Origin of the sequence: Mycobacterium saskatchewanense (genome assembly GCF_010729105.1) — a bacterium.
GTDB classification, from domain to species: Bacteria; Actinomycetota; Actinomycetes; order Mycobacteriales; family Mycobacteriaceae; genus Mycobacterium; species Mycobacterium saskatchewanense.
On record NZ_AP022573.1, the window covers coordinates 1377782 to 1400231 of the forward strand.

Sequence of the window (22450 nt, forward strand, 5' to 3'; positions counted from 1 at the left end):
GCGCCCCGAGGTCAACGCTGCGCGGGCAGCCACCCGTGGCCGGGTCACCATCAAGGACATCGCGCGCGTCGCCGGTGTCTCGGTCACGACGGTGTCGGATGCCCTGTCCGGCAACGGCCGGCTGACTGCCGGGACGCGCGAGCGGGTGCGCAAGATCGCCGACGACCTCGGCTACCGGCCGAGCGCGGCCGCCCGCAGCCTGGTGGGCGCGCGCACCGGGCTCCTGCTGATGTCGGTGAGCGCGCCGGGGACCGAACCCTCGTCGCTGTGGAACATCGACTTCTTCGCCAATCTCATGACGGCGGCGGCAATCCGATCGGCGGAGCGGGGCTTCGCGTTGGCGCTGTCGCCGGCATCGGTGCCGCCGAACTTGTCTTACGACGGCGTGATCATCGTCGACCCCACCGCCGCGGACGACGGCCTGCTGGTGCAGGTTGCTCGCGACCGGGTCCCGCTCGTCACCGTGGGCCGGACACCGGCGGGGCACCCGTGGGTGGACAACGACTACCCGACCCTCGTCCCCGCGATCATGGACCACTTTCGGGCTGCGGGCGCGCGCCGTCCGGCGTTGTTGGCGGGCGACCCGGCAACCTCGTACGTCCGCGACACGGTCGAGCAGTACACGCAATGGTGCGCGGCCCACCGTTGCGCCACCCGCATCGCCTATGTCGACGACGGCATCACCGAAGAGTCCGGGCGGGCCGCCGCGAAGCGATTGCTGTCGCGCCGCGTGCGCTCGGACGCCGTGTTGGCAACGCTCGACCGCCTCGCGCTGGGCGTCACGGCCGCCGTCGAAGAGGTCGGGTTGTCGGTTCCCGAGGACGTCTTGGTCGCCGCACTCGGTGACAGCGCGACGATCAAGCACTCGCGAGTGCCGATCACCGCAGTAGACCTGATGCCACAGCAGATCGGAACGGCCGCGGTCGATTCGTTGATCGCGCGCATCACCGGACGCGTGGCCGTGCCGAATCAGGTTGTGCCCGGCCATCTTCGGCTCCGGGCGAGCACCGACCGTCAGCGCGGCTCGTCATGATCGCGGTATAACTCCGGCCGCAGGTGCCTCAGGTAGTCGACATCGGACGGCGTGTCCCGCCGCAGCGGCACCTCGACGACCGCGACGCGCCGCCGGCACCCAAAGTCCTCCAGGATCTGCCCGTCCGAGCCCACGACCCGGGAGCCGCCGACAAATTCGAAGCCCGACTCCGAACCGACGCGGTTCACGTAGATCAGCGGGGTCCGGTTGTCCAACGCCCGCGCGCACGACGCCACCAGGTGATCGCCGTGGAAGGGCGCCATGTTGGCCGCGATACCGATGAAGACGTCGGGGTTCTGAAAGGCAAGGGCACGCGCCACTTCGGCGATCTCCAGGTCGAAGCAGATCATCGGGCCGATGCGCACCGTGCCGACATCGACGCAGGCCAATCGGTCACCCGCGCCGAAGACGGACCCTTCGGTCCCGAACAGGTGAGTCTTGCGGTAGTTTCCGGCGATCGAGCCCGCGGAGTCGATGACCAGCATCGAGTTGTACACGGCCCCGTCGTCGCCGCGCTCGAGATAGCCACCGACAAAGGCGGTCTGAAATTCGGCGGATACCCGGCGGATCGCGGATATCGCGGCCGCATCGAGTCCCATGGCCAGCCCCCCGAGGCGGTCCAACTGGTAGCCCGTCAGGAAGAGCTCGGGAAAGACCGCGATGTCGACGCCGGGCCGCTCGCCGAGGAGGACCCGGACCCGCTCGACGTTGGCGTCGACGTCGCGCGGGGCCGGGCTCTCCTGCACCATCAGGGTGAGCAGCCGGTCCGGTCGGGCACCGGTCATCGTCCGATCGTCAGCCGTCCAGGCCGTAGCCCGCGGGCGAAAGCCTGCGAACGCCATCATGTTCGACGACATAGTTGTCTTCCAGCTTGAGCAGCAGGAAGCGTCCGTCGACCTCGAGGCCGGTCTCCGGCTCCAGGGCGATGACGCTGTTCTCCACCAGCACCTGGTCGCGGTCGGTCATCGATTCCCGGTAGATCGTGGGCAGTTCGCAGGCGCGCAAACCCACCCCGTGTCCGATGGCATACGGGGTGGTGGGCAGCCCCTCCGACCGCAGGTATTCGTTCACGACGTCATCGATTTGCGATACGCGGACACCCGGTTTGGCGGCGTCGGCGGCGACCTCGTGCGCCTTGAGCAGTTTGGCGTACACCGACTTGATCTCCGCGCGGGTGTCGCCGCCCACGAAGCCGGTACGCGCGATGTCGGAGGCATAGCCGTGCCGGCCGTAGAGACCGATGTCGAAGAAGTAGGGATCGCCTTCCGCGAGCACCGTGCCCTCGGCGAACCAGCCGCCGTCTCCGCGGCTGTGGTTGCACAACGAGTGACTCAGAAACTCCGGACCGCTTTCCTGCAGGCTCGCCATGACCGCGGCCAGCACGTCGTGGTCGGTCATACCGGCTTCGGCGGCCTTGAAACCGGCCTCGGCGCCGCGCGAATTGACGATGCTGGCATCTTCGAGCAACCGGATCTCGTCCGGAGTCTTGCGGATGCGCACGTCGTAGAGCTCGCAGCCAACCGGAACGAATTCTGCACCGGGCAACGCAGATTCGAGCCGTCGCAGCACGGCGGGATCGATCAGTTCGATCCCGACCTTCTTGGCGCCGCCGAGTGCACCGACCAGTCCCGCCGTCCACGTCTCGGGGTGCCCGACCATCGGTGCCCAGGACGGCATCGGATGGATCGCGCTGATCCACGGCAGTTCCGCGAGCGGATCGACCTGGGTTTGGTCGACCCACGGCGCAAAGATCTCGGCCCGGCCATCCTGGTCGACCACGGCGGCGAACCAGTCGAATGCCTCCGAAATGATTTGCGTGCGGTAGTCGGTCGCATACCGGATGTGGTCGAAGCCGGTCAGCAATAGGTGCGACAGGCCTTGTCGCCTCATCAGATCGGCGACTGCTTCGCGGCGATCGTTTCGCAGCCGATCGACATCGACGGCGGACCAGTCGTACATGACGGACTCCTCTTGGGGCTGAGCGCAGATCGCGGGGGCGATCGCGTGGACGGGACGAGCGACAAACGCGGCGACGGTGCCGACGGCCTGCGTGCAGAAACGTTTCTTCACCAGTCGAAGCGCCTACCCGCGATGTACGGCGGGGTTGAGGCCATGATTGCAGAAACGTTCCTTCATGTCTACCGTCAGCCGCCGGAGCCAGCGCGAAAAGTGTTGGCGCCTAGCGCAAGCCGTCGGTTACATTGCCGACATCTGGCAGAAATGGCGGCGACACGTGCGCCGCTTAGCGTTTCTGCCAGGTTCCCGACGGGAATCTGTGCCTAGGGTTCCGCTCGCACGAGGCCTGGACCGAGGGGCGCACCCGCACCGCCTGCGGGCACACCAGGGGACAAAAGCCCGGAAGGATTGCGGAGCCTTCGCTCCGAAGTCATCGGAGGGCAGCAATGCCTCTGGTCAGCGGTGGGCAATCGGCGCGCCGTCCGCGCATCCCCGAAACGGTTTCGTCGTGAGGTGGGGCGAATGCACCTCGCCGCAGCTCGGCCGGCTCAACTTGGCGGATCGGGTCGGGCTGGTCCCGGTGGGAGCCATCGAGCAACACGGTCCGCATCTACCGACCGACACCGACACCAGACTCGCGCAGGCGATATGTGACGGAGCCGCCGCGCGATGTGCTGCCGCGATCGTGCTGCCGGCCCTATCGGTGGGGTGCAGCCTGGGCCATGGGACGGCCTTCCCGGGGACGCTGTCACTGTTCCCCGAAGAGCTGTCCCGACTCCTGATTCGTGTCGCCGAGTGGTCGGCCCTGAGCGGCCTCACTCGCCTGATCTTCGTCAACGGGCACATGGGCAACGTCGCGGCGCTGGGTGCGGCGACCGATCGGCTGCGGTTCTCCCGACCCGGCCTCAAGTCCAACTGGGTCGACTGGTGGAACGCCAGCCGCGAGATCACCGCTGAGGTGCTGGCCGACGGTGAGGACATCCACGCCAACCGAGCGGAGACTTCACTCGCGCTGCATGTGTTCCCTGAACTGGTCGATCTCTCCGCGATGACCGGCGCCGACGACCCGGACCGCACCGGCGGCCTGACCTTTCGCTATACAGCAGAAGTGTTGTCGGGCAACGGCGTCACGGGCTGTCCGTCGCAGGCCACGGCGGCGCTCGGCGAAACGCTCTTCGAAGCGATCGTGGATGTCGTTGCCGGCAAGGCCCTTGCCGGGATCGCCGAAGAGCCACCGCTACCCCGGCCGCACGGCCGAACCCCCGAACTCATCGAATTTTCAGGAGGCAGTTGATGGATACGGTCAACGTCGTCGAACCCAACCACCGGGAGCTCGCGGAATCGCTCGCGCGCCGTGGCGTGAAGTATGCACTGGGTTCGTGGATCGATGTGCACGGCAGACCCAAGACGAAGGCGGTGCCCATCGATCACCTTCCCAACATGCTGGCCGGCTCGGAGCGCTTCACTCCCCGGGGCATCACCGGATTCGGCGCGATGGACCCGCAGGAAGAGGAGTCCGTCGCGATACCGGACCTCACCACGTTGCGGCAGCTGTCCTGGGACAAACGGTTTGTCTGGATGGCCGCCGACATCATGTTCGGCGGGACCGAGCCCCTCGATCAGTGTCCGCGCAGCATTCTCAAAGCACAGCTGAACAGGGCGCGCGAACTGGGATTCGAGTTCAAACTCGGTGTCGAGACCGAGGTTTTCGTGTTCAACCCGGCCGAGCCGCGGGACGCGACCGGCTACCTGACACCGCTCGCCGCCAGCGGCGGTCTCAAACCCTGCCCGGCCTATGATGCCGAAGCCACGCTGGATGCGTCGGAGTTCCTCGACGATTTCGTGACAGCCCTGCGCGACAACGACTTCGGCGTCTTCAGCTTCGACCACGAGGGCGGTGACGGGCAGTACGAATTCGACTTCGAGTACGACGGTGCGCTCGAGATGGCCGACCGGATAACCTTCTTCCGCCTGATGATCCGCCAGATCGCCAAGCGGCACGGCCTCGCGGTCACCTTCATGCCCAAGCCGTACACCGAAGCGTGGGGATCCGGCCACCACTACAACATGAGCCTGGTGTCGTCCGAGACCGGCGCGAACCTCATGCGCGATCCCGCTGACCCGCGAGGGATGGGCTGGAGCGCAACGGCGTACGCCTTCGTCGCGGGCCTCATGCGGCATGCGGACGCCCTTGCCGCGATCGTGACGCCGACGGTCAATTCCTACAAGCGGCTCAACCCCAAGCTGGCCGACGGCACGCCCTCATGGGCACCGGTGTGGTCGGCCTATGGTGAACAAAATCGATCGTGCATGCTGCGGTTGCCCAAGAACCGCCCGGCGGTGGAGAACCGCGTCGTCGACTCGGCGGCGAACACCTACCTGGCAGCGGCGTTTTCGCTGGCCGCCGGGCTCGACGGAATCGAACGCGGGCTGGATCCCGGGGACCCGGTGGACGTCGCGCTGGTCGACACGCAGGCGGACCCGACCCTGAACGCCGTTCGGCTGCCGCGCAACTTGCTCGAGGCGACCGACGCCTTCGCCCGCAGCGAGCTGGCCGGCCGAGTCTTTCCCAAGCGTTTCGTCGCCGAATACGTCGACATGAAATACTCGGAATGGCATTCGTACCACAGCACGGTGAGCGACTGGGAGCGGGATCGCTACCTGTTTGCGCTGTGAGGAGGCATCAGTTTTGACGCAGTCCCGAGCCCCGTCGACACGGTCGCACCACCGCAGGCGAGCGGTGCTCCGTTCGACGGCCGCCGTGTTGCGCCGGCGGGGATTCGACGCGGTCACGAGCCGGTCCGTCGCCGCGGAGGGTGGCCTGCCGGAACAGACCGTGCGGGCCTACTATCCCTCTCGCGACGATCTGCGCGCCGCCGGGCTCAAGTTCATGCTCAACGGGTGGATCGAGCAGGCCAACGACTTCATCAAGCGCCTTCCCACGAGTCTCGATCTCGAGGAGACGGCCCGCCTCATCATCGAGGTCGCCACGGTGCATGCCGCCGAGGACGAGTCCTTCACCCGCGCAACAATCTCCGGTGTTTACGAGCGGTACCTGCAGGCGGGCAAGCACGCCGAACTGACCTCGTTGATCAGTGCGTACAACGACGTGCTGGCCGACCTGGTCGGCCATGTGCTGGCACGCAACGGCCGGCACGCCAGCCCCCGGGTGTGCCGTGCCGTCCTGGCGGTCGCGGACGGAACCGTGATCTATGAACTCGCGGCCGGGGAAAATCCCGTGCCCCGGGCGATTCAGATGCTCGAATTCGCGATACCGCAACTCTGCGCGCCCCCAGGCGATCGCCAAACCCGATGAGAATCCCGCGGCGGAGGATGGCATCCTCTGTGGAATGACCCAACCCCGCCGCGGACGCCCCAGGATCATCGATCAGCGCAGGCCTGGCGACACGCCCCGGGAGGAGATTCTCGACGCCGCCGCCGAGCTGTTCACCGAATGCGGGTACACCGCGACATCGACGCGGGCCATCGCCGACGCCGTCGGCATCAGGCAGAGCAGCATCTATCACCACTTCGAGACCAAGGACGACATCCTCGACAACCTGCTGGTGCGTACGGTTGACGCGTCGGCGACACTGGCGCGACAGCTCCTCGACCACCCGGGCTCGGCGGCCAGCCGCCTCTACGTCATGGTCTGGTACGACTCCCACCAGTTGCTGGCCAGTCGCTGGAATCTGGGTGCCCTGTATCAGTTGCCGGAGAGCCGGGGTACCAAGTTCCCCCGCTTCGAGTCGCGTCGCGAGTACCTCCGAAAGGGCTATCGTCAACTCGCGCGCCAGACCTGCTCCGAGTCCAGCGCCTGGCAGCGGCGACCGAAAATCGAGACGACCGTCGCGACGGAGCTGCCGTTCCACTTCGTCGAGACGGCGATTCAGATCAGGCTCGATACCCCGGGGTGGTTGGGCAAGGTGGGGGCGCAGTGCATCGCCACGGGCATCGCCGACTCCTGCTTGCGCGCACTGACCGCCACCAGCGGGACGAGACTGAAGGCGCAGGCGCATCGCATACTCGGCGAGTTGACGGCACCTCCGGAGGAATGACCGGCATCGCCCGAAAGGCGATGAGCTCAGGCCGATGTCGCCTCCGCGGCGGACTGCACTGCCCGCAGATAGGTCGGCCAGTCCCCGTACTGGGAGATGTCCTCGCCTTCCTGCCAAGCGTCGAGGGCGCAGCCGAAGCCGACCACCTCATCCCCGTTTGCCAGGGTGATGGGCCCCAGCGCCATCGGCGCGGGCAGGGCCGCGAGGAATTCGCCCAACATGGCCGTGCCGACGAGCCACAGTTCGCCTCGGATCGGCACGCCGGCCCGGGCGCCGACCCGGACCAGCCCCGGCTTGGCCGGCGCAGTGTCGAGGCGAGCGAGGCGGTAGAGCGGCGCGGTGGCGGCGGGCCCCACCCAGCGGGCCCCGCGACCGGTGAGTTGATGCGCCAGGGGCTGGTCGCGCAGATGCGCACCGACGACGAAAAGTTGGGTCGCGGCAAAGCCGGCTCGTACCGGCCATGGGGCGGGGGCCTGTTGAGGTTCCTTCTGCGGCAGTGAGACCGCGCCGGGCCGGGCCACCGGCGGCGTCGGGACGACGGCTAGGCGCGCCAGGTCCAGTGCGACCGCGTCGGCCCCCGACCTGGCCACCACAGTGACGCCGAATTGGGAACCGTCGGCCGTGCCCGCCGGCACCGCGACCGCGCAGAGATCCATCAAATTGCAGAAGTTGGTGTAGACGCCGAGCGCGGAGTTGACGGCCACGGGGTCGGCGGCGACCTGCGCGATCGTCGGGTGGTGTGTCGTGGTGGGAACCAGCAACGCGTCACAGCCGCCCAATTCGGCGAGCGCGGACGCGGTGAGCTCGGCGAGCCGGACGCGGTCGGCGAGCAGGTCGGTGGCGCGCACCGTCCCCGCGGCCGACACGATCGCCCCGACCGTCGGATCCACCTCGGCCGGGTGGGCGTCGACGAAAGCCCCTACGGCTTCGTGCCTTTCGGCCACCAGGCCGCCGTCGTAGAGCAACCGAGCCGCATCAAGGAAGGGGGCTAGGTCGATTTCCCGCAGCGCTACACCGCGTTTCGCGAGGCGGTCGCAGGCATCGCGGAACGCCGACCGCCACGATCCGGACAATCCCGGCAGCTCCCGCGGGACCGCCACGGTGGCCCTCGACGGCACGGCCAGCGGCGCGTCGGGCGGAAATGGGCGGGCGCCACCGGCCATTACCCCCATCGCGACGTCGGCCGTGTCGATGTCGCGCGCCAGCACCGTCACGCAGTCGTAGGAGCGGCACGCGGGAACGACACCGTCGATCGGCACCAGGCCGGGCGTGGGTTTGATGCCCACGACACCCTGCAGCGCCGCGGGCACCCGGCCGGATCCCGCGGTATCGGTGCCAACCGCGACATCGGCTAGCCCGAGGGCGACAGCGACCGCCGAACCGGAGCTCGAGCCGCCCGAGATGTACTCGGGGCGACGGGCATCCCGCACCGCTCCGTGCGGGCTGCGCGTGCCGACCAGACCGGTCGCGAACTGGTCGAGGTTGGTCGCGCCCAGGACGACAGCGCCCGCGTCGCGTAACCGCGCCACCACGGGGGCGTCGGCGGCCGCCGGTGCGGTCGCGAAAGCGGGACATCCTGCGGTGGTCGCCAGCCCGGCAACGTCGACGTTGTTCTTGACGGCGGCGACGAGTCCGGCAAGCGGCCGGTCCTCGCCGTTCGCGACGGAGTCGTCGACGGCCGCCGCCTCGGCCAGCGCGTCTGCCATGGGCCGCAGGAAGACCCAGATCTCCGGGCGGTCGACGGCCTCGATGGCCGCGTACGCCGCGCGCACCCGGTCGACGGCGCTCATGCCGACACCTCCATGACGTCCCTTTCCGATAGGGGCGGGGCCACGACCACCAACGGGGTGCCCGGGTCGACCTGGTGGCCCGCCTCCACCAATACCCTTGTGACGACACCGTCGACGGGGGCGGTCAATACCGTCTCCATCTTCATCGCCTCGAGCGCAAGCAGCGCCTGACCCGCGACCACATCGTCGCCGACCGCGACGTCCACCCTCCACACGTTCGAGGAGAACGGCGCGTCCACCCGCTGCTCGTCGCGGTCAAGCACCAGGTCGACGCTGGCGGCCGCAGAACGGGATTCGGCCCGTTGCGCGCGGTCGAACTCCCCCGCCGCAGCCCACGCGTCGCGTTCGGCGGCGAACGCGACGCTCTGGCGCGCGCGGAACTCCGCGATCGATTCCGCATGGTCGGACAGGAACCGCTCGTGGTCGGCGAGCGAGAAGGAACCCGGGGTGATCTCGACGGTGCCCCGGCCCGCGGCCAGGTCGGCGCGCAGGTCCAGCAACTCCTCCGCCGAAACCGGGTACCAGCTGATGCGGTCGAAGAATCTGAGCAGGCAAGGGTTTTCGGGCTCGAACGGCGCGGTGTGCCGATAGCTGCTCCACACCTGCGTGGTCCGTCCTACGAACTGATAGCCGCCCGGCCCCTCCATCCCGTAGATGCACAGATACGCGCCGCCGATGCCGACCGAGTTCTCGGCCGTCCAGGTGCGTGCGGGGTTGTACTTGGTAGTCACCAACCGGTGCCGGGGATCGAGCGGTGTCGCCACGGGCGCGCCGAGGTACACGTCGCCGAGGCCCAGCGTCAGGTACTCCGCCGAGAACACGATCCCCATGACTTCGTCGCGCGACGCCAAACCGTTGACCCGCCTGATGAACTCGATGTTCGACGGGCACCACGGCGCGTCGTCACGCACCCCCGACATGTACCGCGCGATGGCCTCACGGGTCGCGGGGTCGTCCCAGCTCAAGGGCAGCCGGACCGACCTGCTCGGGACGACGATATCCGACGTCGCCGGCAGCGTTTCTTCCACGTCCGACAGCAACCCGAGCAAGCTGTTGACCGACAGCTCGTCCGGGTCCACATGCACCTGCAGCGACCGGATTCCCGGTGTCAGGTCGATGATTCCGGACACGCCGCCGTCCCGGCGCAGCTCGTCCAGTCTGCGATGCAGGGCATGAACGCGGACGCGCAGCGCGAGATCGAGGACCATCTCGCCGTACTCGACCAGGACGTTGTCGTCGCCGCTGCGGCGGTAGGTGACCGAAGGACCGCCGTCCAGGGCTCGGCGGGCGAGCACTCCGTCGTCGCCGTCGCCGCCGGTGCGGGGCACGAAACCCGCTGCGCCGCGGGCTTTCCCCACATCGCGGCGCGACGGCACGTCAGCGGCGCGGACGGGGACGAACCGGACGGTGTCGCCCGGGCGCAGTTGCCCCAGTTTCCACCGATCGGCCGAGGTGACGGTGAGGGGGCAAACGAAGCCACCCAGGCTCGGGCCATCGGGGCCGAGCAGGATCGGGGTGTCACCGGTGAAATCCAGCGCACCCACGGAATAGGCGTTGTCGTGGATGTTCGACGGGTGCAATCCGGCTGCCCCGCCGTCGGGTCGCGCCCATTCCGGCTTGGGGCCTTCGAGGCGCACGCCGGTGCGCGCCGAGTTGAAGTGCACGCGGTACCGGCTGTGACAAATGCTGTCGATGTCGGCGCGGGTGAAGAATTCCGGCGCGCCGTGCGGGCCCTCGGTGACGGCGAGTTCCCAGTCGGACCGCATCGCCGGGCGCTCCACGGGCGGCACCGCCGCCGTAGCCCCCTGGCGCACTGTGGGGTTGGCGCGCAGCACGTCGCCGGTCACCAGTGCACGCCCGCCGTGACCGCCGAACCGCCCGAGCGTGAAGGTGGACGCGCTGCCGAGATAATCCGGCACATCGAACCCACCGGCGATGAGCACGTATGTGCGCAAACCTTTCTCGGCGGCCCCGACGTCGAGCACGCCGCCCGCCGGAACCTCGACAGGCTCCCACATCCGCACGGGCGCCCCGTCCACCGTCACCGGGCATTCGGCCCCCGTGACGCACACCGTCGTCGGGTGCGTCACGCGCAGCGCCGGGCCCGTCGACGTACACTCGAGCCCCGGTGCCCCGTCGGCGTTGCCGAGGGCGCGGTTGCCGAGGCGAAACGACAGGTCGTCCATCGGCCCGCTCGGCGGCACCCCGACGTCCCACCTGCCCAGCCGCCCGGGCAGGTCCTGAACCGTGGTCAGCAGGCCCGGGCGCTCGACTGTGACGCTGGGGCGCGGATCCTCGACGCCGGCGAAGGTGGCGGTGCTGTGCGTGGCGGCCCGCACGTCGCGGTGATCCAACGCCGCGCGCGCCGCGCCGATGTTGACCTCGATGCCCCGCACGTCGGTGGCGTCCAGGGCGGCGCCGAGCCGATCCAGGGCGGTGTCGCGGTCGGAGGCCGCGACAATGACTTTGGCCAGCAGTGGGTCGTATGACGCCGTGACGTCGGTGCCCGCCTCGACCCAGGTGTCGACGCGGACGTCGCTCCCGTCGGCGAGCCGGTCGGGGAAGGTGACCGCAGTGAGAATTCCGGTGCTGGGGCGGTAGTCGCGCCACGGGTTTTCGGCATACACCCGCGCCTCCACCGCGTGTCCCACCACGGCGACGGCACCGGTGGTGGCGCCGGGTGCCAGGTGTTCGGACAGCATCTCCCGTTCGCCGCGGGCCAGCCGAAACATCCAACCCGGCAGGTCGATCCCGGTCACCGCCTCGGTGACGGGGTGCTCCACTTGCAGGCGCGCGTTCACCTCGAGGAACGACGCCTGCTTGCGCCGCGGGTCGTAGACGAATTCGACGGTGCCCGCCGACCGGTAGTTCACCGACGCGGCCAGCGCGCGCGACGAGGAATGCAACAGCTCGCGCAGGTCATCGGGCAGGGCGGGCGCCGGCGCCTCTTCGATCACCTTCTGGTTGCGGCGCTGCAGCGAACAGTCTCGGTCGCCCAGCGACAGTACCCGACCGGTGCCGTCGCCGAAGATCTGCACCTCGACGTGGCGCGCGTCGTCGACGAAGCGCTCCACGAATACGCCCGCCGATCCGAAGCTGCGCTCCGCGAGCCGGGACACGCGGTCGAATGCCGTGCGCACATCGGTGCGGTCGCGGCACACCTGCATGCCGATCCCGCCGCCACCGCCGGTGGCCTTGAGGATGACGGGATACCCGATGTCGTCGGCCGCCCGGGTCGCCGCGGCCGCGCCGTCGAGCAGATCGGACCCGGGAAACACCGGCACGCCCGACGCCACGGCCGCCGCGCGGGCCGTGTGTTTGGTGCCGAACACCCGCAGTTGATGCGGGGTCGGGCCGACGAAGGACATGCCGGCGTCTTCGACGGCAGCAGCGAAATCGGCGTCCTCGGACAGAAACCCGTACCCGGGGTGGACCATGTCGGCGCCGGTCTGGTCGGCGGCGGCAAGGATCGCGTCGACGCGCAGGTAGCTTTCACCGGGCGCGGCGGGGCCGAGCCGCACCGCGGCATCGGCCATTCGGACGTGCGGCGCGCCCCGGTCGGCGTCGGAGAACACCGCGACCGTGCGCAGGCCCAGCAGCCGCGCCGACCGCACCAGCCGGACGGCGATCTCCCCCCGATTGGCGATCAGGACCGTCCGCGTCGCGCTCACTCGCCGTCCGCCTGACCCGGCCGGGTCACGATCATGCGGACTGGTGTGGGGTCGAATGCGTTGCACGGGTTGTTGATCTGCGGGCAGTTCGACACCAGGACCAGCGTGTCGATGTCCGCACGCAGCGCGACCCGCTTGCCCGGCGCGGACAGGCCGTCGACGATGCCGAGCGCGCCGTCGGGGTCCACGGGCACGTTCATGAACCAGTTGATGTTGCTGGCAAGGTCCCGCGCGCCGAGGCCGTAGCGCGCGCCCTCGATCAGGAAGTTCTCCATGCAGCCGTGCTGGGCCCGGGTGTGCTGACCGTAGCGCAGGGTGTTGGACTCCTTGGAGCAAGCGCCGCCGAGGGTGTCGTGGGCACCCACCTCGTCGGCGACCACCGTCATCAGTGCGGCACCGGTGTCCGCGCGCAGCACCGATCCGGTGGTCAGGGTGATGCGCCCTTGCCGCGCAATGGTTTCCGGCGCCGAGTAGCGGACCGACGTGTCGACGGCGGAATAGAGTAGGCAGTCCACGGCCTGGTTGCCGGCGAGGTCGACGATGGTCAGCGCGTCGCCGGCGGCGACCACCGCCGACCACGCCGCGCGCGGGGCGACGGTCTGGTCGAGGATCACCGCTCCGTTCACGAGCGCAGCGGTCGAGCAGCTCGTGGTCACAGCACTCCTCGGGCGGCTAGGTCGGCGTCGGTGTTGGCCACGGCCTGTCGGTGCTCGGGGCCCAGAGGGCCGACCAGGTCGCCGGCCACCAGCCGATCAAGGTCGGCCGGCGCGGTCCACGCGTGAAGCCGCAAGGGCGAACACGTGAATCGGGGCCTCGGGTCCAGGGGGTGAGCGGTGTTGGCGACCAGAACGATCGCGTCGACGTGCAGAAGCAAATCGACGTGGGTGCCCGGACCCGACGATCCCCGCCAATCGAACGTGCCGTTCGATCCGACCCGAACACCCTGGAAGAACGACAGCGACGGCGGCAGATCACGTTGGGACAAACCGTGTTTGAGCGCCCCGAGCAAAAACAGCTGGCGACCCGCCGGGGACGCCGACTCGGGCGCGCCGGATCCGTATTTCTCCTCGTTGCCCGCGAGCGTCGTCGTGCCCGTGAGGGCGTCGTGGGCACCCGACGTGTCGGCGACGATCGTCGCCAGGACCCGGCCGAAGCCGCTCAGCAGCGGGTGTCCGGCGCCGAGGTAAGCCTGCCACGGCACCTTAACCGTGTCGGCGATGTTGAGCCGCTCGTGCGGGGCGTCGGCCCGGTGCAGCAACAGGTGCGCGCACGCGTTGCCGTCCGGGTCGGCCAGGCGGACACGGGTGCCACGCGACAGGACGGCGGTGGTGTAGCCGCCGGGCGCCACCGTCTCCGACCACACCAACCGCTCGGCCGGGACGTCCAGCGGACGGGTCGGGCTTTCGCCGGCCGGGACGTGACGCATGAAGTCCGCGGTCCGCCCGTGCTGCGCCCGCGCGTGAGCGCGGGCGCCCGCCGTCGTGGCGGTCGACGACGCGCCGTGGGCCTCGGTCGTGTCAGCGGTCACGGGCAATCCCTCGATCTCTCGCGGGCGGCGCCGCCCCCGGCCAATATCTATCAAGTGACAGTTTTGTCTGCACCAGACTAGCGCGCCCGGTGGCCTCGAGATCAACAGCAGAGGGCCCGCGTGCGAATTTGCTTACGCGAACGTAACATCCGGCCAGAATGGGTTGGCTGCCCCGAAGTGCCCGCCCCACCGCTACTCCCTGGCGGCGCGGCGGACATCCCTCGCTGTGAGGTGGACGACAGGAGCGCCACCGAGCACGCGAAAAGGCGGCCACCCGCTCGGCTACCGGCCGGATCGACGTGGCCGAGCCAACCGCGTTTGCCCCGCCTCGTAAGGTGACCGCATGCAGAGAGCTCGAACCCTTCACCTCGCCCGGCAGATCGGGTCGCTCGGCGTCACGGCGGTCACCGCCATGTCGACGCTGAACGCCTACCGACCCCTGGCCCGCCGCGGGTACCTGTCGCTCTTCTCGTGGATCTTCGGCATGGTGGTCACCGAACTGCCCCTGCAGACCTTGGTGAGCCAGCTCGGTGGGCTCGCGCTGACGGCACGCCGGCTGACTCGGCCGGTGCGGGCGCTGGCCTGGCTGGTCGCCGGTGTGTCGGCGCTGGGACTCATGAACTTCAGCCGCTCCGGCCACCGGGCCAACATTCCGCTCAACCAGGCCCTCGACGACGCGCTCGGACCCGACCGCCGCACCGAGTCGGGGGACCTCTGGCGCCGGCCGGAGGGCGCCGGCACCGCCAAGACGCCGGGGCTGCTGCGAATGCTGCGGGTCTACGGCGACTACGCCCACGACTCGAACATCAGCTACGGCGAATTCGGCAGGGCCAACCACCTGGACATCTGGCGGCGCCCCGACCTCGACCCCAACGGTCAGGCGCCGGTCCTCTTCCAGATCCCGGGCGGGGCTTGGACCACGGGAAACAAACGCGGGCAAGCACATCCGCTGATGAGCCACCTCGCCGAGCTGGGATGGATCTGTGTTGCAATCAACTACCGGCACAGCCCGCGCAACACCTGGCCCGACCACATCGTCGACGTCAAGCGCTCCCTCGCGTGGGTCAAGGAACACATCGCCGACTACGGGGGCGACACCGAATTCATCGCGATTACCGGCGGTTCGGCCGGCGGCCACCTGTCGTCGCTGGCGGCGCTGACCCCCAACGTGGCGCAGTTCCAGCCGGGATTCGAGGGCGCCGACACCCGGGTGCAGGCCGCGGTGCCGTTCTACGGCGTCTACGACTTCACGCGCTTCAACGACGCCATGCACCCGATGATGCCAGGCCTGCTGGTGAAATCGGTGATGAAGCAACGGCCCTCGACCAACCTGCAGGTCTACCGCGACGCGTCGCCGATCGACCATGTGTCCGAGGACGCTCCGCCGTTCTTCGTGCTGCACGGCCAGAACGACTCGCTGGTCCCCGTGGAGCAGGCCCGCGCCTTCGTCCACGAGCTGCGGGAAGTCAGCAAGCAGCCCGTCGCTTACGCCGAATTGCCCTACACGCAGCACGCTTTCGACATCTTCGGCTCGGCGCGCGCGGCGCACACGGCGGTCGCCGTCGAGCAGTTCCTGGCCGAGGTCTACGCGGGCAAGACGGCCACGGCGTAGGCCCGCCGCCACGCGTCTGCTATCGGACCGTCACGGTCGCCGTGTAGGTGCACGTCGGCTTGGGATCCTTGCCGACGATGCTGGCGTAGGAGGTGGTGATCGTCGTCGTGCCGGGCTTCTGCGCGGTGAACGTCCACACCTCGGTGCCGGGGGCGCCCAGCGCGTCGGTGGTCGGCTGCACGAACGCGTGGCTCTCCTGCTTAAGGACCGACGGCTCACCGATCTTCATGTCGGGTTTCCAGCGGTACGGCGTCGTGTAATTGGAGCCCAGCTTGACGGTCAGCGTGTTGCCGACGGCCAGATCGATACTCTGGGTGATGGCGCTCTGCTTGAGAACATCGTCCATCGGGACCTGCAGGATCTTGGCCGACGGCGGATTCCGGGACGCGAAGTGACAGCCCGCCACCGTCGACGAGGCGAGTAGGGCGACTGCCACCAGCAGCCTGATCTTCACGCGAATCCCCCTTCGGTTCGGCTCAGAACTTAATATTCCAGGCCGGCGGGCGGACAAGAGGCCACCGTTTGGGCGTCGCGTTTGCTGACGGTCGGGTAGCTTCTGTGCATGTTCGGCATCATCCGGCCCTGCCGGCGCCGGCTCGGCGCTGAGCTCGCGGCGGCCTGGACAGCCCAATTGTGCGGATTGTGCCTGGCCCTGCGCGACGACTACGGCCAGGTGGCGCGGGTGGCCACCAACTACGACGGGCTCGTCGTCTCCTTGCTGGTCGAGGCGCAGTCAACCTCGCAACCCACCCGCCGCAGGGCCGGGCCGTGCCCGCTGCGCGCGATGCGCCGGGCCGACGTCGCGACCGGCGAGTGCGTGCGGCTGGCCGCGGTGGTGTCGCTGGCGCTGGCCGCAGCGAAGGTGCGCGACCACGCCGAAGACCGCGACGGCATCGCCGGCGTGGCCGCGGTGCGGCCCGCGGCGCGCCGCCTCGCCGAGCGCTGGGTGCGCCAGGGCGCCGACGCCGGCCCCACCCTGGGGTTCAACACCGGCGTGCTGGTCGCCGCGATGGGCCGGCAGGCCGACCTGGAGGCGGCGGCCGGCCCCGGCAGCCCCCTGCTGGCGGTGACCGAGCCCACCGAGACCGCCGTCGCCGCCGCCTTCGCGCACACCGCCGTGCTGGCCGGCCGCCCGGGCAACCAGGAGCCGCTGGGCGAGGTCGGCCGGCTGTTCGGCCGGGTGGCGCACCTGCTCGACGCGGTCGAGGACTACCGCGAGGACGCGGCGCGCCGCAGGTGGAACCCCATGGCCGCGACGGCGACGCCCTTCGAGGCCGTCCGCGCGCTGTGTGACGACGCGGCGCTGGGCATCGAGTTGGCCCTGTCCGACGTGGAGTTCACCGACCGGCGCCTCGTCCACCGGTTGCTGACGGGCGAAATCCGTCGGGCCGTGTCGCGCACGTTCACGCGGGTCGGCTACCCGGGCGGAGTCGAGGACCCCAATCCGCGCAAGTCCCGCCGCGGCCAGCAGGAGCCCATCAACTTCGCCAACGAGCCGGGTGCGGCACCCGAGACGCCCGACCCCGGCCCGCGCGGCCGCAGGCGGGGCGGAGACGGGGGGAGCACCTGCATCTGCTGCTGCGACAGCTGCGACTGCTGCTGCTGCGACGACGCCTGTTGCGAGTGCGGGGACTGCTGCGACTGCACGTAGCGATAGCGCATCCCCATCGCTCTAACCGGTCACGTGTCGCACTCCAGGTTGGTACCAATGGGGCCCGTGTGGCCGCTGCGCTCACCGACGTGATCGAAACCCCACGGCGCGCAAGTCGAGCCGGTCCGGCAGGATGGGTTCGGTGTTTGGCCTCGTCCTCATCGTCTCGCTCGTGTCCACCGTCATCGTGGGGACGGTCATCGGCCGGCGCTACCGCGTCGGCCCCCCGGTGCTGCTCATCCTGCTCGGCACGTTGCTGGGCCTGATTCCTGCGTTCGCCCACGTCCAGGTCAACGGTGAGATCGTCCTGCTGCTGTTCCTGCCGGCCATCCTTTATTGGGAGGGCTTGGGCATCAGCATCCGCGAGATCCGCAAGAACCTGCGCATCATCGTCTTCCTGAGCGTGGCCCTCGTCATCGTCACCGCGTTTGCGGTGTCGTGGACGGCGCGGGCGCTGGGCATGGAGTCGCACGCGGCGGCCGTCCTGGGCGCCGTGCTCTCCCCCACCGACGCCGCGGCCGTGGCCGGCCTCGCCAAGAAGCTGCCCCGCCGGTCGCTGACCGTGCTCAAGGCCGAGAGTCTCATCAACGACGGCACCGCGCTGGTGCTATTCGCCGTGAGCGTCCACGTCGCAATCGGCGGGGCCGCGATCACCCCGTTCGACCTGACCGTCCGGTTCATCGTCTCCTATCTCGGTGGGATCGCCGCCGGGCTGCTCGTCGGCGGACTCGCCACCCTGGTGCGCAAGCGCATCGACGCGCCGCAGGAGGAGGGCGCGCTGAGCCTGCTGACACCGTTCGCGGCGTTCCTGCTGGCGCAGGCGGTCGACTGCAGCGGCGTCGTCGCGGTCATGGTGGCGGCCCTGGTGCTCGCCTACGCCGGGCCGATCGTGATCCGTGCCCGCTCCCGCCTGCAGGCCTACGGGTTCTGGGACATCACGACGTTCTTGCTGAACGGCTCGCTGTGGGTGTTCGTCGGGGTTCAGATCCCGGGCGCGCTGCGCGGGGTGTCCAACATCGATGGCGGCCTGCCCCACGCCGCATTCATCGCGCTCGCCGTCACCGGCGTCGTGATCCTCTCCCGCATCTTCTGGGGCGAGATCACGACCGTCCTGCTGCGCGTCATCGACCGACGCGAGGTTCAGCGCGCCCGTCGCGTCGACTGGCGGATGCGGTTCGTCACCGTCTGGGCGGGCTTCCGCGGGGCGGTTTCGCTGGCCGCGGCGCTGGCCGTGCCGATGACCACCCTCAGCGGCGCGCCCTTCCCGGACCGCAGCCTGCTCATCTTCATCGTCGTATTCGTGATCCTGGTGACCGTGCTGGTGCAGGGCAGCTCGCTGCCGGCCGTGGTCCGCTGGGCCCGCATCCCCGACGACGTGGCCCACACCGAGGAGCTGCAGCTCGCGCGGACGAGGGGCGTTCAGGCCGCGCTCGACGCGCTGCCGATGGTCGCCGACGAAGTGGGCATCAGCGACGAGCTGCGCCGACGGCTGCAGAAGGAATACGAGGAGAAAGCCGCGGTGGCCATCGCCACCGAGAACGATTCGCCGGACAACCGCCTGCTCAAGGGCAAGGAGAAGGTGCGCCAGGTGCGGCTCGGCGTGCTCGAACACAAGCGCCGGGAGATCACCGCCCTGCGTAACCAGAACCTCATCGACGACATCGTGCTGCGCGAGCTGCAGGAAGAGATGGACCTGGAGGAAGTCCAGCTCCTCAACGCGGCCGACAGTGACTGACAGCGGCTAAGGCGTGTTGCAGACGGTCGCTATCCGCGGCTACCGCTCCCTTCGAGAGGTGGTCCTGCCGCTGGGTCGGCTGTCGCTCATCACGGGCGCCAACGGCGCCGGCAAGTCGTCGCTGTACCGGGCGCTGCGGCTGCTGGCCGATTGCGGCCGCGGCGAAGTGATCGGCTCACTGGCGCGCGAGGGCGGCCTGCAGTCGGTGCTGTGGGCGGGGCCCGAGCAGACGAGCGGCGCCCGGCGGACCGGCACGACCGAGGGAACCGCCCGGACCCGGCCGGTGTCCCTCGAATTGGGCTTCGCCGCGGACGATTTCGGGTATCTGGTGGATCTCGGCATGCCGCAGATGGCCGGGCCCGGATCGGAATTCGCCCGCGACCCGGAGATCAAGCGGGAGGCGCTGTTCGCCGGGCCGGTGTTGCGCAACGCCACCACACTGGTGCGCCGAACTCGCGATTACGCCGAAGTGAGCGCCGAATCCGGCCGCGGCTTCGACGAGTTGTGCCGCAACTTGCCGTCCTATCGCAGCGTCCTCACCGAGTACGCGCATCCGCAGGCCCTCCCCGAGCTGGCGGCCGTGCGCGAACGACTGCGCGGGTGGCGGTTTTACGACGGCTTCCGCGTCGACGCGGGCGCGCCCGCGCGGCGGCCGCAGATCGGTACGCGGACCCCGGTGCTCGCCGACGACGGCAGCGACGTCGCCGCCGCCATCCAGACGATCGTCGAAGCGGGTCTCGATGACCTGCACCGCATCGTCGCCGACGCGTTCGACGGCGCGACAGTCTCGGTCGCCGTCAGCGACGGCCTGTTCGACCTCCAGCTGCGGCAGCGCGGCATGCTGCGTCCGCTCCGGTCGGCGGAATTGTCCGACGGCACAATGCGTTTCCTGCTCTGGGCCGCCGCGCTGCTGAGCCCGCAACCCCCCTCGCTGATGGTCCTCAACGAACCCGAGACCTCCCTGCACCCGAGCCTCGTGCGTCCGCTGGCCTCGCTGATCCGCACCGCCGCCGAGCAGACTCAGGTCGTGGTGGTCACCCATTCCCGCGCCCTGTTGACCGGGACCGCGACGAGCGACGCCGCCGAGATCGAGCTCTTCAAGGAGTGGGGCGAGACCCGCGTCGCGGGGCAGGAGCTGCTGAGCACGCCTCCGTGGGACTGGGGCAAACGCTAGACAATTGCACGATGGGCAATCTTGCCCATCGTGCAACTTTCGCTTACCGTGGCGGCATGCCCGAACGACCGCACGGACTGCGGGAGCGCAAGAAGGCGGACACCCGGCGCGCGCTGAGCGACGCCGCGCTGCAGCTGGCATTCGAGCGCGGGATGGAGCGCGTGACGCGCGACGACATCGCGAACCTGGCCGGGGTGTCGTTGCGCACGTTCAACAACTACTTCACCGGCAAGTATGAAGCCCTCGCCTACCGGCAGGCCGAGCGCACGCGGCGCGCGATCGCCGCCCTTCGAGAGCGACCCTCCGAAGAACCGCTGTGGACGTCGATCGCTCACGTGGTGCTCGAGGCCCTGGAAGCCGATTTCGGTGACGTCCGCGGCGAGGAGAACCTGGTGCCGAGCCGCGAGGAACTCGTGGAAATCCGCAAGTTGCTGATGAATCCTCGGGTGCGGAACGCATTGCCGCAGGACCTTTCCGACGGATGGCTCCGGGCGATCGCTGAACGCACCGGCACCGACCCCGAGCGCGACCTGTACCCGCGGCTGGTGGCGGCCGTAGTGCGCGCGGTCGGTGACGCGGCGGCGGAAACTTATGTGCGGGCGGATCCGCCCGTGCCGATCACCGAATTAATTCGCTCGGGCTTCGCCGCGGTCAGCGCGGGGTTACCCGAACCCACCAGAAGTGAGGCGGCGCAACATGACTGAGGAACATGCCGACATCGTCATCTCCGGCGCCGGACCCAACGGATTGATGCTGGCGTGCGAGCTCGCGCTGGCCGGCGTCAGGCCCGTCGTGCTCGACAAGCTTCCCGGCCCCAGCCCGGAGCCCAAGGCCAATGGCCTTGTGGGGCAGGTGGTTCGGATGCTGGACATGCGGGGCCTGTACCGGGCGTTTACGGGCGACCCGACCCATCCGCAACCCGCCGGCGGATGGATCTTCGCGGCCATGACGCTCAACTTTCAGTCGGTGCCCGACAATCCGATGTACGCGATGGCCATCCCGCAGCCGAGATTGGTGCGGCTGCTGGAGAAGCGAGCCCGCGATCTCGGCGTGGACCTGCGATGGGGCAACGAGCTCACCGCCTTGCGACATGACCCGGAATCCGTCGGGCTGACGGTGTCATCCCCGGGCAGCGACTACCGCATCACGGCCGGCCACCTGGTGGGCGCCGACGGCGGACGCAGCCCCGTCCGCAAGGCGGTGGGCATCGACTTTCCCGGTACCACCCTGGACGTCGTCGGACGGCTCGCCCACGTCCACGTCCCCGCCGAACTGCGCCGCGCCGACGGTGGCATCGACATCCCGGGGTTCGGGCCACTTCCTTTCGGCCACACGAGGTTGGACACCGGCGGGGTGATCTACGCGGAGTTCGAACCGGGGCAGTCGCTGTTCGGCACCATGGAGTTCGGCCCGCCGGTCGAGGAGACCCCGATGAGCCTGGCCGAAGTGTTCGCCAGCGCACGCCGCGTGCTCGGCGTCGACGTCCCATTCGGAGAACCGAAAGGGCCGGGGCCACATGCGCTCCGGCGGGTCAACGGGCAGAACACCCGCCACGCGGCGCATTATCGCGATGGTCGGGTCCTGTTGCTCGGCGACGCGGCCCACGTCCACAGCGCCATGGGCGGGCCCGGCCTCAACCTGGGCCTGCAGGACGCGATGAACCTGGGCTGGAAGCTCGCCGCCCACCTCAAGGGCGATTCACCGGCCGGCCTTCTCGACACCTACGAGTCCGAGCGCCACCCGGTGGGCGAGCGCGTGATGATGCACTCGCAGGCCCAGACGGCGCTGATGCTGCCGGGCGCCGAGGTCGCCGCGCTGCGGGCCCTGCTGGGCGAGCTGTTCGACATCCACGACGTCGCCAAGCACATGGCGGCGCTGCTGGCCGGTTCCGACGTGCGGTACGACGTCGGTGACGATCACCGGCTGTCCGGATGGCCCGCTCCCGAGCTGACCCTGGCCGACGGCCGCCGGCTCGCCGAACTGCTGCACGACGCCCGCCCGGTACTGCTCGACCTCGGCGGCGGCGTCGGGACAGCGGCGCGCGGCTGGGCGGACCGGGTCGACGTCGTCCGCGCGAGCGCCGTCGACCCGCCCGCCGCGGCGCTGCTGATCCGACCCGACGGATACGTCGCCTGGGCGGCCGACGCCGTCGGCCCCGACCAAGAGGCCGGCCTGCGCACGGCGCTGCGGCGCTGGTGGGGAGCCGAGACGGGCGCGTAGCACCGTCATCGACAAGACTGTC

18 protein-coding genes are annotated in these 22450 nt (G+C 69.5%); 11 read left to right on the forward strand and 7 right to left on the reverse strand.

Annotation, left to right across the window (positions count from 1 at the left end; translation table 11 throughout):
• Positions 1-58: 58 nt before the first annotated feature.
• The gene (locus G6N56_RS28605) at positions 59-1033 is read left to right on the forward strand and encodes a LacI family DNA-binding transcriptional regulator (RefSeq protein ID WP_264020082.1); all 975 of its coding nucleotides are present in this window, start codon (positions 59-61) and stop codon (positions 1031-1033) included.
• Here the strand turns inward: G6N56_RS28605 and G6N56_RS06420 are convergent.
• A complete protein-coding gene (locus tag G6N56_RS06420) occupies positions 1015-1818 on the reverse strand; it encodes a carbon-nitrogen hydrolase family protein (RefSeq protein WP_232069223.1) in 804 nt (267 codons plus the stop codon). The genes G6N56_RS28605 and G6N56_RS06420 overlap by 19 nt on opposite strands.
• 10 nt (positions 1819-1828) lie before the next feature.
• Positions 1829-3103, reverse strand: coding sequence for a M24 family metallopeptidase (locus tag G6N56_RS06425; RefSeq protein ID WP_085258567.1), 1275 nt, complete (start codon positions 3101-3103; stop codon positions 1829-1831).
• Between the two features lie 394 nt (positions 3104-3497).
• Here G6N56_RS06425 and G6N56_RS06430 point away from each other — a divergent pair, with 394 nt between their 5' ends.
• From G6N56_RS06430 to G6N56_RS29415, 4 genes are all read left to right on the forward strand, one after another.
• A complete protein-coding gene (locus G6N56_RS06430; RefSeq protein ID WP_085258566.1) occupies positions 3498-4283 on the forward strand; it encodes a creatininase family protein in 786 nt (261 codons plus the stop codon).
• Positions 4283-5665, forward strand: a complete 1383-nt coding sequence (locus G6N56_RS06435; RefSeq protein WP_085258565.1) for a hypothetical protein — start codon at positions 4283-4285, stop codon at positions 5663-5665. The genes G6N56_RS06430 and G6N56_RS06435 overlap by 1 nt, the downstream gene beginning before the upstream one ends.
• A 64-nt stretch (positions 5666-5729) precedes the next feature.
• Positions 5730-6305 (forward strand): TetR/AcrR family transcriptional regulator, encoded by a 576-nt coding sequence (locus G6N56_RS06440; RefSeq protein WP_158090772.1) that lies wholly within the window; start codon positions 5730-5732, stop codon positions 6303-6305.
• A gap of 34 nt (positions 6306-6339) precedes the next feature.
• Positions 6340-7047 (forward strand): TetR/AcrR family transcriptional regulator, encoded by a 708-nt coding sequence (locus tag G6N56_RS29415; RefSeq protein WP_085258563.1) that lies wholly within the window; start codon positions 6340-6342, stop codon positions 7045-7047.
• 26 nt (positions 7048-7073) lie between these two features.
• Here the strand turns inward: G6N56_RS29415 and atzF are convergent, their stop codons facing one another.
• From atzF to G6N56_RS06465, 4 genes are read right to left on the reverse strand one after another with little or no spacing between them, the layout of a single operon-like run.
• Positions 7074-8837 (reverse strand): allophanate hydrolase, encoded by a 1764-nt coding sequence (gene atzF, locus G6N56_RS06450; protein WP_085258562.1) that lies wholly within the window; start codon positions 8835-8837, stop codon positions 7074-7076.
• Positions 8834-12508: an urea carboxylase gene (gene uca, locus G6N56_RS06455; RefSeq protein WP_085258561.1), complete on the reverse strand. Its 3675-nt coding sequence runs from the start codon at positions 12506-12508 to the stop codon at positions 8834-8836. The genes atzF and uca overlap by 4 nt, the downstream gene beginning before the upstream one ends.
• On the reverse strand, positions 12505-13164 hold the full coding sequence (locus G6N56_RS06460) for an urea amidolyase associated protein UAAP2 (protein WP_085258560.1): 660 nt from the start codon (positions 13162-13164) through the stop codon (positions 12505-12507). The genes uca and G6N56_RS06460 overlap by 4 nt, the downstream gene beginning before the upstream one ends.
• A complete protein-coding gene (locus G6N56_RS06465; protein ID WP_180150496.1) occupies positions 13161-14036 on the reverse strand; it encodes an urea amidolyase associated protein UAAP1 in 876 nt (291 codons plus the stop codon). Before G6N56_RS06465 ends, G6N56_RS06460 begins: the two co-directional genes overlap by 4 nt.
• 343 nt (positions 14037-14379) lie before the next feature.
• Here G6N56_RS06465 and G6N56_RS06470 point away from each other — a divergent pair, with 343 nt between their 5' ends.
• A complete protein-coding gene (locus G6N56_RS06470; RefSeq protein WP_085258559.1) occupies positions 14380-15648 on the forward strand; it encodes an alpha/beta hydrolase in 1269 nt (422 codons plus the stop codon).
• Between the two features lie 19 nt (positions 15649-15667).
• Here G6N56_RS06470 and G6N56_RS06475 read toward each other — a convergent pair whose 3' ends face one another.
• A complete protein-coding gene (locus G6N56_RS06475) occupies positions 15668-16102 on the reverse strand; it encodes a protease inhibitor I42 family protein (RefSeq protein WP_085258558.1) in 435 nt (144 codons plus the stop codon).
• Positions 16103-16210: 108 nt separating this feature from the next.
• On the opposite strand from G6N56_RS06475, the gene G6N56_RS06480 reads away from it, so the two are divergent.
• The 5 genes from G6N56_RS06480 (at position 16211) to G6N56_RS06500 (ending at position 22428) form a co-directional block, all read left to right on the forward strand.
• Positions 16211-17299: a DUF5685 family protein gene (locus G6N56_RS06480; protein ID WP_085258557.1), complete on the forward strand. Its 1089-nt coding sequence runs from the start codon at positions 16211-16213 to the stop codon at positions 17297-17299.
• A gap of 142 nt (positions 17300-17441) precedes the next feature.
• Positions 17442-19034 (forward strand): Na+/H+ antiporter, encoded by a 1593-nt coding sequence (locus tag G6N56_RS06485; protein ID WP_085258636.1) that lies wholly within the window; start codon positions 17442-17444, stop codon positions 19032-19034.
• A 13-nt stretch (positions 19035-19047) separates the two neighbouring features.
• Positions 19048-20208: an AAA family ATPase gene (locus G6N56_RS06490; protein WP_085258556.1), complete on the forward strand. Its 1161-nt coding sequence runs from the start codon at positions 19048-19050 to the stop codon at positions 20206-20208.
• Positions 20209-20264: 56 nt separating this feature from the next.
• A complete protein-coding gene (locus G6N56_RS06495; protein ID WP_085258555.1) occupies positions 20265-20912 on the forward strand; it encodes a TetR/AcrR family transcriptional regulator in 648 nt (215 codons plus the stop codon).
• Positions 20905-22428 carry an FAD-dependent monooxygenase gene (locus G6N56_RS06500; protein WP_085258635.1) on the forward strand — a complete coding sequence of 508 codons (1524 nt, stop codon included), beginning with the start codon at positions 20905-20907 and terminating at the stop codon, positions 22426-22428. Before G6N56_RS06495 ends, G6N56_RS06500 begins: the two co-directional genes overlap by 8 nt.
• Positions 22429-22450: the final 22 nt, after the last annotated feature.